The sequence below is a fragment of the Microvirga ossetica genome (genome assembly GCF_002741015.1).
GTDB classification, from domain to species: domain Bacteria; phylum Pseudomonadota; class Alphaproteobacteria; order Rhizobiales; family Beijerinckiaceae; genus Microvirga; species Microvirga ossetica.
In genome coordinates this window covers 1,072,361-1,085,741 of the sequence record NZ_CP016616.1, presented here as the reverse complement: position 1 = coordinate 1,085,741, position 13,381 = coordinate 1,072,361, and the positions used below count along the sequence as shown (strand labels likewise).

Below are 13,381 nucleotides of genomic sequence, written 5' to 3'. Positions count from 1 at the left end.
CATGGAAAAGGCGCCGCAAGGCGCCTTTTCCATGAAAAGCTCAAATTTCCTCCTCTCCCTTGTGGGAAGGGGCGGGTTGGGGGTGCCTGCGATAGCCTACGAGGGTCAGGCACTGGTTCACTCTCCTTGAGGGAGAGGTCGACACGCGACAGCGCGGCGGATGAGGGGTTACGCCTGCTCCGGATAGACCTGTAACCCCTCACCCGGACCTTGCGGTCCGACCTCTCCCCATGGGAGAGGTGAGGCTGCTGTAACACTCAAGCTCTCAGGAGATTCCGCCCGATGGCCAAGCGCGCCGGAAGTGCCGATCTGCCGCTGCATTCGGGCCGGGTGCCGAAATGGCTGGCCGATCGCATGACGCGCCTCGGCGGCGTGATCAGCGAGGCCGTCGTGCACCATTACGGGCGCGACGAGCTGCTGCGCCGGCTCGCCCATCCCTTCTGGTTCCAGTCCTTCGGAGCGGTGATGGGCATGGATTGGCACTCTTCCGGCATCACCACGAGTGTGCTCGGTGCGCTCAAGCGCGGGCTGACGCCGCTGTCGAATGAGCTCGGGATCCATGTCTGCGGCGGGCGGGGGAAGCACTCGCGGCAGACGCCGCACGAGCTGGTCGCCATCGGCGAGCGCGTCGGCTTCGACGGCGCGATGCTCGCGGATGCCAGCCGGCTTGTGGCGAAGGTCGACAGCGCGGCGATCCAGGACGGGTTCGATCTCTATCTCCACGGTTTCATCGTCACCGACGACGGCAAATGGGCCGTGATCCAGCAGGGGATGAACGACACATCCCGGCAGGCGCGCCGTTATCACTGGCTGTCGGAGGATCTCGAAAGCTTCGTCGACGAGCCGCACACGGCCATCGATGGGCAAGGACAGGGCACGATCGTCAATCTCACCGACCGCCGGGCAGAGGCCTCACGCCAAGCGCAGATCGAGATCCTGGGATCACTGGGGCCTGACGGCATTGCCCGCAAATTCCTGGCGCTCGAAGAACGCGAAGCGGCCGCGACGCCGGTTGCCAGCCCGCAGCCGCTGCTGCCGCATCTGGTGATGCCGGAGCACCACGACGTGCGCGCGAAGGATGTGGTGTTGCGCAGGCTGCACGGGACCCTTGCGGCGGCGGCCAATCGCGGGCCAGAGGACTTCCCCGACCTTCTCATGACGCCCGGCGTTGGGCCGCGGACCGTGCAGGCGCTCGCCATGGTGGCGGAGGTCGTGCACGGCACGCCGTGCCGCTTTAGTGATCCCGCGCGCTTCTCGTTCGCCCATGGCGGCAAGGACCGGCACCCATATCCGGTGCCGGTGCGCGTCTACGACGAGACCATCCGCGTGCTGAAATCGGCGGTCCAGAAGGCGAAGCTCGGTCAGCAGGAGGAGCTTTTCGCTCTCCAGCGTCTGGACCAGCAAGCCCGTGCTCTGGAGCGCCATGCCACGGGTCCCGACGTGGAAGAGCATATCCGCCGGGAGCGGGCGAAGTCCCATTCCTACGGCGGCCGCTCCATCTTCGGAGATGAGCCGCCGCTGGACGGTGATCGTTAGCGCCGCGCCTTCTGCAGCAGGCTCTTGTCGAGCATCACGTGGACGCCCTTGTTGCCGTTGACCACCTGCGTGATGCGCAAGTCGGCCGCGAGGCTGCATAGGGCATAGGCCTCCGCCTTGGTAACGCCGGTACGGGCGGCGATCAGGTCGATCATGGTGCGCAGCGCGATGACTACGCAATCGTCGAGATCCGGATCGAAGGCCATGGTCATGATATGAGTCGGCGTCTCGGCCATCGGCCAGGTGAGGTGCATGTCCTCGCGCAGATGCAGCTCGAAGGTGCCGATCAGCCCGGTCTCGATGGCGGTGACGCAAACCTCGCCGTCGCCCTGGACGCCATGCCCGTCGCCGACCGAGAACAGGGCGCCGTCCACATGGATCGGCAGGTAGAGGGTGGTGCCGGCCACGAGTTCCTTGTTGTCGAGATTGCCGCCGTTGCGGCGCGGCGGCAGGGTGCTGAGCGCGCCCCAGGCAGCCGGCGGCGCGACAGCCATGACGCCAAAGAACGGTTTTAAGGGCAGTTCCAGCCCCCAGGGCAGTTTTCCGGTCATCCGCTCGCGATCGAGCGGAATATTCATGAAGTGGATCTCGTCGAAATCGTCGGGCAGGGCGCCTTTCAACGGTGCGGAAAAGGTGAAACCCCAATCGTAATGCAGCTCGACGTCCTTGATGCGGACCTCGAGAACCTGGCCGGCCCTGGCACCCCGCACCTCGACCGGGCCTGTGCAGATGTGCCCCGGCAGCTTAGGCTTGTGGGCCGCATGAATGGCAGACAGCGCCTGCGGGATGACGAAGGGCGCTCCGGGCATCGCCTCCGGCCCGCCGGAGACGGTCGAGATCGTGACCGTGTCGCCGGAATCGATCGTCAGGAGCGGCGGAAGCTTCGCGTCGAAATAGCCCCAGTGAATGGTCTCGGGGGATGCATCGAGTCGGTGTTCGGCCACGGGGTACCTCGGTTCAGCTGCATGAGAGTTGCCGATGCGGCGCCTCGGCGTCTTGGCTATCTCGCATTTTCTTTCGTCGAGGAAAACCGAGCGACAATCAGGATCCGATCTAGAAATTCCCGAGATTGAAAATATTGCCGTCCGGATCCTTGAACCACGCCACGCGCAGCTTGCCGAAGTCGTGGACATCGCCGTCATGCTTTGCGCCCGGCATGTCATAATGCTCGAAGGTGACGCCTTTCGCCTTCAGGTCACGGATGACCGCATCCAGATCGTCGCCGACAGGCCAGGTGACGGCCGTTGCCTTGTTGGTGCCAGCATAGCTCGATTCATAGACGAGGAGGGTCGAGGATCCGGCGCGGTAGCTCTGCACGCTTCCCTCGTCACCTTCGACGGGCTCGAGGCCCAGCGTGTTCTCGTAGAACGCTTTGGCTTTCGCCAAATCCGTGACCGCGACGGTCGCGATGGCGTCTTTCTTTGCAAGCAGCGCTGTCATGCTCCATCTCCACAAGCCGGATCCGATCGATGTTCGAACGGTTAGATAGGGCGTCGCTGGAGGAGGCAAGGCGGCGCTGCCTTGCCAGGGGACAAGCTAGTGATACGGATCCGCCGCGTCGCGCAGCCCGTCGCCCATGAAGTTGAAGGCGAGCACCACGATCACCACCGGCACCATCGGGAACAGGAGCCAGGGATGGAGCTGCACGGCAGCGAGGTTCTGCGCCTCGTTCAGCAGCACGCCCCAGCTCGTGACGGGCGGACGCAGACCCAGACCAAGGAAGGAGAGGGCGGTCTCGCCGAGGATCATGGACGGGATCGAGAGTGTGGCGGAAGCGATCAGGTGGCTCATGAAATTCGGGATCAGGTGGCGCACGATGATGCGCTGCTTCGAGGCGCCCATCAGTTCGGCCGCCTTCACGAAATCCTCCTCGCGCAGGGAGAGCAGCTTCGAGCGCACGGCGCGCGCCAAGCCCGGCCAATCGAGCAGACCGAGAATGATGGTGATGCCGAAGAAGATGAGGATAGGGCTCCAGTTCGCCGGCAGGGCAGCGGAGAGCGCAAGCCATAGGGGCAATTCCGGCAGCGAGCGCAGGATCTCGATCATGCGCTGGATCACGTGATCGACCCAGCCGCCGAGATAGCCCGCGAGGCCGCCGAAGAAGAGACCCAGGGCGAAGGAGACCGCGATGCCGACGATGCCGATGGTGAGCGAGATCCGCGCCCCGTAGATGATGCGCGAGAGCAGGTCGCGCCCGAGCCTGTCGGTGCCGAGCAGGAACATCGTGCCGTCTTCAGGCGGGCAGAACAGGTGGACGTCCATCTGCCAGAGGCCCCAGAACTCGTAGGAGTCGCCCCTGCAGAAGAAGCGGATCGGCTGCGGCTTCGAGGTATCGACCGTGTAGACGCGTCGGAAACTCTCCAGATCGAAGCTGTAGGTATAGGGATAGACGTAAGGGCCGATGAAGCGGCCCTCGTGCATCAGGTGGACCGCCTGGGGGGGCGCATAGAGGAAATCGCCGTGCCGCTTGGTCTGGTTGTAGGGTGCGATCACCTCCACGAAGGGTACGAGGGCGTAGAAGGCGAGCAGGATGAAAGCCGCTGCGACCGCCACCCTGTGGCGCCGGAACTTCCACCACATCAGTTGCCAGGACGAGGCGCGGTAGAAGCTCTCGTTCTCGGCGCCGACGGGCTCGGTCTTACCGGGATCGAATGGCGCGGGATCGACGTAATGGCGCTTGGAGGTGACCGCGGTGTTCATCGTCCACCTCCCATCCGGATGCGCGGATCGAGCCCGGCCAGCAGCAGGTCTGAGATCAGCATGCCGACCACGGTGAGCACGGCGACGAACATGAGGATGAAGCCGGCGAGGAACTGATCCTGGCTCTTCAGCGCGCTCAGGAGAATAGGCCCGACCGTCGGCAGGCTCAGGACCAGCGACACCAGGACCGAGCCGGAGACGAGATGCGGCAGCAGGTTTCCGATATCGGCGATGAAGGGATTGAGCGACATGCGGAAGGGATATTTCACCAGAGCCTTGGTCGGCCCGAGCCCTTTCGCCTTCGCGGTCACGTAATACTGCTTGCCGAGTTCGTCGAGCAGATTGGCGCGCATGCGCCGGATCATGGCGGCCGTGCCGCCGAGCCCGATCACGACGGTGGGCACGACCAGATGCGACAGGAGGGACTGGATCTTGGGCCAGGTCCAGGGCTCTCCCGCATATTCCGCATCGTAGAGACCGCCGATGGAGATGCCGAACCAGCGGTTCATGTAATAGAGCAGGATCAGCGCGAGCAGGAAGCTCGGGGTCGCAAGGCCGATATAGCCGATGAAGGTGGCGAGATAGTCGCCGACGGAATATTGCCGCGTGGCCGAATAGATCGCGATGGGGATCGCGATCACGTGGATGAAGATCACCACCGCGAGATTGACCAGAAGCGTCAGCCACAGGGCGTCGCCCACCACGTCCACGACAGGCTTGTCGTATTCGAAGGACCAGCCCCAGTCGCCCTGCAGCAGCCCCGAGAAGCCGTTCGGGCCGGGCATCACGCCGATCCAGACCAGATACTGCTCCCAGACCGGCCTATCGAGTCCGTATTGCTTGATCAGGAACTCGGCCTTCGCGATGGAGGCGGATTCTCCCTGCGCCCTCAGCTCCGCGATCTGGTTGGACAGGAAGTCCCCGGGCGGCAGCTTGATGATGAAGAAGACCAGGGCCGAGATGATCAGCAGGGTCACCGCCATGGTGACGATGCGACGCAACAGGAAGCGGATCATCGACGGGCCTCTTTGCCGGCGGCTTTGTTCCAGAAGATCTCATCCAACCGGTAGATGCCGATCATCGCCGTGGGCTCCCAGCTATAGAGCGCTTTGGCGGGAAGACCCTGCAACCCGTTGCGGACCACGATCGGCTGCAGCGCGCCGGAGATGGTGCCGATGGACCATTGGTTCTCGGCATGGTTGCGCAGCATCTCGCGCCAGGCATCCTGCTGCACCGCCCGGTTCCCGGTGTTCATCCAGGTCGTGTAGAGATCGAGCAGCCGCTTGGCCTCCGGGATGTCGACCGCTTCTCCGTTCTTGCCCTTGGTCTCCACATACTGGCCCCATTTCGGCCAGGCGTAATTGTCCTGGCGCATAGGGGCGAGTTCCGTCGGCGGCATGATGGCAGTGGGGATCGCATTGTCGAGACCGGGTGCTGCGACCATGATAGTCAGGCCCGCATAGGAGCGGTTGCGCAGGACGGTGCGATCCTGCGGCTTCACGAAGAGCCGCACGCCGATCTCGCGCCAGAACTCGCCGATGAGGGTGAGGCCGTCGACCACGAGGCTGCTCTCCCCGTCCGTCTCGACGATGATCTCCAGTTCGCGCCCGTCCGGGAGCAGGCGGATGCCGGCGCCGTTGCGTTTCGTCAAACCGATCTCGTCCAGCAGGCGCGAGGCCTCCGCCGGATCGTATCCGGCATTGACGGTGCGCAGCTCGGCCGAGAAGAGCGGACTTTCCGAGACGATGGTGTTGTTGCCCTCGGTGCCGAGTCCGAAGAGCAGGGCGTTGTTCAGGGTCTTGCGGTCAATGCCGAGCGACAGGGCGCGGCGGAAGCGGAGGTCTCGGTTGAGATCCCGCCAGACCGGATCGACCGTGTTGAGACTGGGATACAGCGCAAGCTCGGTGCCGCGCGCATAGGGCCAGAGCAGGGTGCGGTAGCCCTTCGCCTTCTCTCCCTCCTTCAGGACGGGGATGTCGCTCATGGAGAGGCCGCGGAACAGGAGGTCGACCTCGCCCGCGTTGGCCTTGGCGGCAAAGAGGCCGCTCGCCGACACGTCCATGACGATCCGGTCGACATAAGGCAGCTGTTGCCCCTGCTTGTCGATGCGGTGGTAATAGGGATTGCGCTCGAACACGAAGCGGTTGGCGGGAGCGGCGTTCATGACACGCCACGCCATGAGCGTGGGAAGGGCAGGATTGGTCTGCTCCTTCATGTCGTCCACGCGGTTGTGCAGGGCGGCCCAGGACTTCAGCTTCTGCTGCTTCGCCTTCTCATCGAGGGCTGCCTTGTCCGCGTATTTGGCGTGGAATTGCTTGAGATAGGCGGAGGCCCGGTAGATCCCCGGATCGATGGATCCGGCAAGCTGCGGCAGGAAGCGCGGGTTGGGCCTGTCCCAGCTGTATCGCACCGTCCGCTCGTCGAGAATTTCGAAACGCGGCGGATTTCCGTCCACCATCATGAACTCGGGCGGGCCGGCCGGCGACAAGTCCGCGTTCTGCGCCACATCCTCCCAGTAGTACCGGAAGTCTTCCGCAGTGAACGGAGTTCCGTCGGACCATCGATGGCCTGCACGCAATGTGAATGTGAAGACCCGGTCGTCCTCGTTCTCGACCTTTTCCACGATGTCGGGTTGAAGCCGCAGGTTGCGATCATAGCCAACGAGCCGTGTATAGGCGTAGGTCGAGATGTAGCGGATGTCCCGCGGCCGCGGGACCAGGGTAATGATGTCGCCGCCATATTGGCCCGCAGTATCGACGACGATGGGATCCTTCGGAATCCGCTGCGCAAGAGGCGGCAGCTTCTTGTCCTTTATCAGGTCGGAGAAGAACGGCGGCTCCTTGAAATCCTGAGCCCCGGCCGACAGTGACAGAAGGCCGATAGCAGCGGCCAGGAGAAGGGATTTTCGAGCGTTGAACGGCATCACGCGGCCTCCCGGGCTGTCAGGTGCCCCAGACGTACCTTATGACCTGGCTCGATTTCCTTCATGACACCGAACTCGCCAGGTTTGATGCGGAACGGTTCGGGCCATTCCGACGGATGGGAAAAGCGGCCCGCCCGCAGTTTCGCGAAATCGAGCGGCCGGTCAATATCCGGATCCGGCACCGCGGCGAGAAGCGCCTGCGTATAGGGATGAACCGGATTGCGGAAGAGGGAGGATTTCGGCGCCTCCTCGACGATGTAGCCCCGGCACATGACCGCGATGGTGTCGGCGATGTAGTCCACGACCGCGAGGTTGTGGGACACGAAGAGATAGGACAGGCCGAGCGCCGATTGCAGGTCCTTGAGCAGGTTGAGCACCTGCGCCTGGACCGAGACGTCGAGGGCGGAGACGGGCTCGTCGCAGAGCAGCACGCGCGGCTCGAGGGCGAGCGCTCGCGCGATGCCGAGGCGCTGGCGCTGGCCGCCGGAGAAGGAATGCGGATAGCGCCTGAGCGAACGCTGATCGAGGCCGACCATGTCGAGAAGCTGCTTCACGCGTTCGTAGCGCTCGTCGGAGGTGCCGATGTCGTGGATGCGCAGAGGCTCGGTCAGAAGTTCGTAGACCGTCATGCGCGGGTTGAGCGACGAGAACGGATCCTGGAAGATGAACTGCACCGACCGGCGATAGGCCGTCAGGGCATCGCCCTCCAGCTTGTGCACGTCCTTCGGGCCCGTGCCGTCGTCGAAGAGCACCCGTCCGGAATTGGGATTGAGCGCCCGCATGATCATCTTGGACACGGTGGTCTTGCCGCAACCGGACTCGCCCACCAGGCCCAGCGTCGTGCCGGCAGGAAGGGCGAGGTCGACCTCGCTCACGGCCCGGATCTCCCGCGTCTTGCCGGAGAACCAGCCCGACCGGAGGGTGAAGCACTTCGTGAGATGCTCGGCCTTCAGGATGGGGCCTTTCGGCTGGATGCGCTCGGGGACGTTGGCCGTGGCAAGGGTCGCGCTATTCACCTCGCGGATCGGCGTCAGGCGCTCGTTCTCCGCCATGGCGAAGCGCGGAACGGCGCGCATGAGGGCCTGGAGGTAGGGATGCTGCGCGTTGCGGAAGATGTCCTCCCGGGAGCCTGCTTCCATGGTCCTGCCGCGATACATCACCACCACCTCGTCGGCCACATTGGCGACGACGCCGAGATCGTGGGTGATGAGCAGCACCGACATGCCCGTCTCGAGTTGAAGCTCCTTGATCAGATCCAGGATCTGGGCCTGCGTGGTCACGTCGAGCGCCGTCGTCGGCTCGTCCGCGATCAGCAGGGCAGGGCGTGTGATGAGAGCCATGGCTATCATGGCGCGCTGACGCAGGCCGCCGGAGAGCTCGAACGGATAGGTCTTGAGGGCTCGCTTGGGATCGGGGAAGCCGACCCGCGCGAGCACTTCCATGGTGCGCTGGTTCGCTTTGGCCTGATCCACGTCGGCGTGGATCATCAGCGCTTCGGAAATCTGGTCGCCGATGGTGTGGAGCGGCGACAGCGAGGTCATCGGCTCCTGGAAGATCATGGCGATGCGCCCGCCCCGAAGAGCGTGCATGACGTCGCTCTCCGGCGCCAGGGACGCGATGTCGACGGTCTTTCCGCTCGACGGATCGTTGAAGAGGATCGATCCGTTCTCGATCCGGGCCTTGTTCGACAGGATCTGGAGGATGGCCAGCGCGGTCACCGACTTGCCCGAGCCGGACTCGCCGACAAGCGCCACCGTTTTCCCTTTGGGGATATCGAATGTCAGTCCGTCGACGGCACGGAAATTTCCGGCATCGGTGCTGAAATCGACTGTCAGCTGGCGAACCGACAGGAGTGGCGCTTCCATATGCTCCTCCAAGCCTATGAGCATAACGCATTAGATCCCATTAGATCGCAAATGTGATTTTGTTTCTATGGTGAAACATTCGTCGGGCCGCAGGAAAAGTATTCCCCTCGAGGCGAGCTGGGCGATAAGTCTTTCGCATAACGACCAGATGACGTCGTCATGGACGAGATGGTGGGTCAGGAAGCCGATCGGCTCGTCCCTGTCCGCTGCGCCCGCAACCCGCCGCTCGACGGCTGCAGCAAGGCGGGCGACGACCTCGGCCGGATCGGCGAGGCTTCTCGTGCCATGCCAGTCGATGGGATCCACGTGGGTGTTGATCTGGAGCAGCCCGGCCGTCGGAAAGGCGGTCTTCCGGTCTGTGAAGGTCGACAATCCTGCAAAGCCTAAGCGCGCCAGGTGGGGTAGGAGATCTTGGGAAATCCGGTTCCAGGGCGGCACGAAAACCGGCAGGAGCTTATGCCCGAGCCTTTTACGCGCCATATGCAGCGCCTGTTCCGCGTCCGCTGCCATGATGGAAAGCGAGCGATGGGCGCCGAATTCCGCCTTTTTCTCGCCGGCAGGCGCGTGATTAGCATGATGGAGCCCATGCACGAGCGCAAAGGCTCTTTCCTCGTCCGCCAGACGTGAGGCGAGGGAATCGTCGAGCCTTGCCGGAATGACGGCCAAGCCGAGCCCGGCCTCGTAGCGGCGGGCGAGGGTGAGGAGCCGGTCGAGCTGGGGGGTATCGGCCACCGCATCGTCGTCCCGCCACCAGAAGCGGACCGGGCAGCCATGATCCGCGGCGCGCGTCAGGGCCGCATCCAACGGCGACCAGTCGATCGTCAGGCGATGACGAGGCGCGGAGCGAAAGATGTCCTCTGCAATCCCGACGCTCCGTCGTGCTCCGTCGAGGGAAATGGGCGCCGCTGCCGATGGGTGGCGAGGCAGGGCCTTTCGGAGCGCGCTGACGAGCGTCTCCGGCGAAAGCTCCTCCTCCGGTATAACTTCCGCCAGTCCCAGCGTCTTCAGGCGTTCCGCGCGCAGCCGCTGCTCCGTCTCGTGACCGGCCTCGAAGGGGACGAGGACCGCCTGCACGCCGCAGCGCAGCAGATCGACGACGGTGTTGTAGCCGGACTGGCTGACGGAAAGCTCCGCTTCCGCGAGCAGGGCGCGGAAATCAGGGCGTGCCCGCTCGACGGCAGCATGGGCCGGAGCGCCCTGCCGGAGCGCCTGAAAATCGGCCTCGGGCACGCCCCTGCCGACGAGAACGTGCCAGCATCGGTCGTCGATCCGATAGGCCGCTGCAAGGGCAGCTCGGTAGAGCGGAAGGCTCGCAGCGCTCGAACCGCCCGAAACCACGATCCCCTGTCTTATGCTCTCGGGAATTGCTGCCTCGTTCTCGTCCACATAGCCGGTATAGCGGATGAGCGGCCTGATCCGTTCGTCCAGCGGCCATGAATCGTCAAGTGGAACGAGATTCGGATCGCCATGGACGAGGACGGCGTCGTAGTGGCCGAGCACGCGCTCATGCGCCTCCGCGATCCGCTCGGGCTTCGAGGAGGCGACGAGGATGTCGCGGATCGAGCACAGAACGCGCGGGCGCGGATTCATGGCGCGCGCCGCATCGAGCAGTGCCATGAACTCCCTCGCCAGGACCCGGCGGCCGAAAGGAAAAAGCTCGGTGACCAGGATGTCGGGCCGAACCGTCTTCAGCGTATCGAGCAGGAGGGTTCGACGCCGGTCGAGATAGGCATCGTCGATCGGCTTCAATGCGTCGTCGAGCAATGTCCGGAAATCCGTACCGACGGTTTGCACGGGCGGGAGCTGGACGAAGGTGACGTTACCGAGATCGGCCAGGCGGGCGGGGCTCCCGCCCGAGACGAGCACCGTCTCATGGCCCTGCCGCGCGAAGGCACGCGCCAGGGCCGCGGCCCGGGTGAGGTGGCCGGCCCCTAGAAGATGCGTGACGGCGATCAGGACGCGCAAGCTCATGCTCCCGGTCTAGCCGTGAGCGGTTCGAGCGCATTGCGCAAGCGCAAAGCGGCGCGATCGAGATCGCGTTCCTGCGTTATGAAGCGAAAAGCGTTCTCGCCCATGTCGCGAAGCCGCTTCCGGTCCTGCAGGAGGCTGCCGACGGCTTCGGCGAACGCGGCGATGTCGCCCGCTTTCGTCAGCACTCCGGTCTCACCGTGTTGCACCACGCTGGCAACGCCGCCATAGGCGCCGGCAACGACCGGGCAGCCGAGCGCCTGAGCCTCCAGCAGCACCATGCCGTAAGCTTCGTTGAAAGCGGGCCAGACGAAGAGATCGGCCGCCTCGTACAACGCCCTCAGATCGGACTTACTGTCGATGGCGCCGTGAAACCGAACCCGTTGCGCCAGGGCGCCGAACAGTCGGACGATCTCCTCCCGTGCTTCGCCATCACCCACCACATCCAGTCGCCACGGCAGGTGCTGAAGCCTTTCGAGGGCAGCGGCAAGAATGCGATAGGAGGCGAGCTTGTCGCCCTCCCGCATCATCGCCACCGTGAGAAGGCGCGGTTCGGTGTTGATCGGTGACCGGTCGCCTGTTGCTGGCCATTCCTGCAGGTCGATAAAGGGCGGCAGGTCGATCAAGCTTTGACGCTGCGGTCTCACGGTCTCCAGAGCCTGCCTGTCATGTGCCGTCATTACGAGGATCGCATCGGCATGGTCGAGGGCAGCCTCGGCGCCCTCGTGGCCGAGAGCCCAGGATCCGTTCGCGCGCTTCGAGGCCCGGGAGCCTTCTGCAATGACATAGGGGATGTCGAGGGCGTCGGCGACGCGAGGACCGATCCAATCCGGCGCCTTGTAATAGACGTGATAGGTGAACCAGAGGCAGGGACGTTGCTCTTCCGGAAGGGCTTGATAATGCGCGATCAGGCGCGAGGCCTCTGCAAGCGATTGCTGCCGGATATACTTCTGACGCTGCCGATCGCCGGCTTTGTCGAGCGTTCGCATCTCACTGGCAAGTTGCGGCGCATAGCCCGCCCGGTCGAGAGCCTTCATCAGAAGACGCGCCATGGTGCGGTCGCCCGAGGGGAAGGGATGGTTCGGGCTCTTCAACGGGGCATAGAAGGCAACGGGCCTCGCGATGGTCACACCCTCTCCGGTTCTCGCTTTGGGGCATCCGTCAGGGACCGGAAGCGCGCTTCGAGCCCGTCGATGCCGCCCTCCATGGAAAATTCCTGCCTCAGGCGCGCATAGGCGGCAGCGCCGAGAGCCTCTCGGCGGTCCGGGTCGCGGGCGAGAAGATTGAGAGCGTTCGACAGAGCCGCCCAATCGCCCGGCGGCACGAGTTCGCCCTCGACGCCGCTGCGGATGAATTCCGGAATGCCCGCGAAGTCCGTCGCCACGATGGCGAGCCCCTGGCTTGCCGCTTCCATGATCACGTTCGGCAGGCCGTCCCGATCGCCCGATTTCGCTTCCTTCGACGGCAGGACGAAGAGGTCCGCCTCCCGCAGGAGCGCGACGATCTCCGGCTGCGGCTTGGAGCCGAGGAAGATGACCCTGTTGGCCATGCCCGCGTCCTGTGCCTGCTTCTTGAGGCTGTTGAGCAACTCGCCGCCGCCCACATGGACGAAGCGCCAGTGCAGGTCCTGAGGCAGGGAGGCGAGAGCCTGGATCAGGTCGCCAAAACCCTTCTTCGCCACGGCGCGGCCGATGGAGACGATGCGCAAGGGATCGAGCGGGTCGGAGCCGTCCCTCGCCGGGCGGCTTTCGGGCGGCGTGGGAAACCGGGACAGATCGAGCCCGTGATAGACGAGCGACACATGCTCGGGCCAGGAAAGCGATCGGAGATGTTCTGCGCCCTGCGCTGTGCAGGTGACGCCCCAGAGCGCTTCCGCCATCTTCTCGCGCTTTTCCCAATCCGGCGTCGTCCAGATATCCTTCGCGTGGGCCGAGAAGGTCCAGGTGCGGCCTGTGAGCAGGGCGGCATAGCGCACGACGGAGGCGGGCGTGTGCAGATAATGCACGTGCAGATGCTGCACCTCCGCCGGCAACTCGCGTGCCATGGCGAAGGCCTGACCGAGTCGGCGCACGCGGTTGGCGGTGAGGTCGCGCTTCAGGTCGCGCCAGAACGCCTTGATCGTGCGTCCGAAACCCTTCTGCCGCAAGCTCCAGAGCGCGCCCCGAAGCACCCGCATCGGCTCCTCGTAGAGGTATTCCGGCAGGTAGGAGACGCGGGCCTTGATGGCCTTGTGCATGGGATGCACGGCCCGCTCGGTCGGATGGCGCAGGGACCAGATTTCCAGGTTCAGGCCGCGTTGCTCGAGGGCCAGGATTTCCTGGGCGATGAAGGTTTCGGAAAGGCGCGGATAGCCTTTCACGACGACGGCGATGCGCCGGTTTGTCATTGA

At 64.4% G+C, this 13,381-nt stretch carries 10 protein-coding genes; 1 reads left to right on the top strand and 9 read right to left on the bottom strand.

The genetic code is table 11. From position 1 onward, the window contains the following. Window positions 1–282: 282 nt before the first annotated feature. The gene (locus BB934_RS05065; RefSeq protein WP_099508655.1) at window positions 283–1,536 is read left to right on the top strand and encodes a DUF763 domain-containing protein; all 1,254 of its coding nucleotides are present in this window, start codon (window positions 283–285) and stop codon (window positions 1,534–1,536) included. Here the strand turns inward: BB934_RS05065 and BB934_RS05060 are convergent. The 9 genes from BB934_RS05060 to BB934_RS05020 form a co-directional block, all read right to left on the bottom strand. Further along, entirely contained in the window at window positions 1,533–2,480 is a 948-nt protein-coding gene (locus BB934_RS05060) for an acetamidase/formamidase family protein (protein WP_099508654.1), read from the bottom strand. The genes BB934_RS05065 and BB934_RS05060 overlap by 4 nt on opposite strands. 109 nt (window positions 2,481–2,589) lie before the next feature. Next, a complete protein-coding gene (locus BB934_RS05055) occupies window positions 2,590–2,976 on the bottom strand; it encodes a VOC family protein (RefSeq protein ID WP_335645605.1) in 387 nt (128 codons plus the stop codon). A 96-nt stretch (window positions 2,977–3,072) separates the two neighbouring features. Continuing rightward, a complete protein-coding gene (locus tag BB934_RS05050) occupies window positions 3,073–4,236 on the bottom strand; it encodes an ABC transporter permease (RefSeq protein WP_099508653.1) in 1,164 nt (387 codons plus the stop codon). Beyond that, window positions 4,233–5,252, bottom strand: coding sequence for an ABC transporter permease (locus BB934_RS05045; protein ID WP_099508652.1), 1,020 nt, complete (start codon window positions 5,250–5,252; stop codon window positions 4,233–4,235). The genes BB934_RS05050 and BB934_RS05045 overlap by 4 nt, the downstream gene beginning before the upstream one ends. Then, window positions 5,249–7,159 (bottom strand): ABC transporter substrate-binding protein, encoded by a 1,911-nt coding sequence (locus tag BB934_RS05040; RefSeq protein ID WP_099508651.1) that lies wholly within the window; start codon window positions 7,157–7,159, stop codon window positions 5,249–5,251. Before BB934_RS05040 ends, BB934_RS05045 begins: the two co-directional genes overlap by 4 nt. Beyond that, window positions 7,159–9,024: an ABC transporter ATP-binding protein gene (locus BB934_RS05035; protein WP_099508650.1), complete on the bottom strand. Its 1,866-nt coding sequence runs from the start codon at window positions 9,022–9,024 to the stop codon at window positions 7,159–7,161. Before BB934_RS05035 ends, BB934_RS05040 begins: the two co-directional genes overlap by 1 nt. 30 nt (window positions 9,025–9,054) lie before the next feature. Then, window positions 9,055–10,995, bottom strand: coding sequence for a glycosyltransferase (locus BB934_RS05030; protein ID WP_099508649.1), 1,941 nt, complete (start codon window positions 10,993–10,995; stop codon window positions 9,055–9,057). Next, complete coding sequence (locus tag BB934_RS05025) at window positions 10,992–12,122, bottom strand: glycosyltransferase family 4 protein (RefSeq protein ID WP_237050190.1); 1,131 nt, start codon at window positions 12,120–12,122, stop codon at window positions 10,992–10,994. The genes BB934_RS05030 and BB934_RS05025 overlap by 4 nt, the downstream gene beginning before the upstream one ends. Continuing rightward, window positions 12,119–13,378 carry a glycosyltransferase family 4 protein gene (locus BB934_RS05020; RefSeq protein WP_099508648.1) on the bottom strand — a complete coding sequence of 420 codons (1,260 nt, stop codon included), beginning with the start codon at window positions 13,376–13,378 and terminating at the stop codon, window positions 12,119–12,121. The genes BB934_RS05025 and BB934_RS05020 overlap by 4 nt, the downstream gene beginning before the upstream one ends. Between the last annotated feature and the right edge of the window lie 3 nt (window positions 13,379–13,381).

Coding starts and splice junctions, on each gene's coding strand:
- BB934_RS05065 (WP_099508655.1), top strand. CDS start 283: ATGGCCAAGCGCGCCGGAAGTGCCGATCTGCCGCTGCATTCGGGCCGG.
- BB934_RS05055 (WP_335645605.1), bottom strand. CDS start 2,976: ATGACAGCGCTGCTTGCAAAGAAAGACGCCATCGCGACCGTCGCGGTC.
- BB934_RS05050 (WP_099508653.1), bottom strand. CDS start 4,236: ATGAACACCGCGGTCACCTCCAAGCGCCATTACGTCGATCCCGCGCCA.
- BB934_RS05045 (WP_099508652.1), bottom strand. CDS start 5,252: ATGATCCGCTTCCTGTTGCGTCGCATCGTCACCATGGCGGTGACCCTG.
- BB934_RS05040 (WP_099508651.1), bottom strand. CDS start 7,159: ATGCCGTTCAACGCTCGAAAATCCCTTCTCCTGGCCGCTGCTATCGGC.
- BB934_RS05035 (WP_099508650.1), bottom strand. CDS start 9,024: ATGGAAGCGCCACTCCTGTCGGTTCGCCAGCTGACAGTCGATTTCAGC.
- BB934_RS05030 (WP_099508649.1), bottom strand. CDS start 10,995: ATGAGCTTGCGCGTCCTGATCGCCGTCACGCATCTTCTAGGGGCCGGC.
- BB934_RS05020 (WP_099508648.1), bottom strand. CDS start 13,378: ATGACAAACCGGCGCATCGCCGTCGTCGTGAAAGGCTATCCGCGCCTT.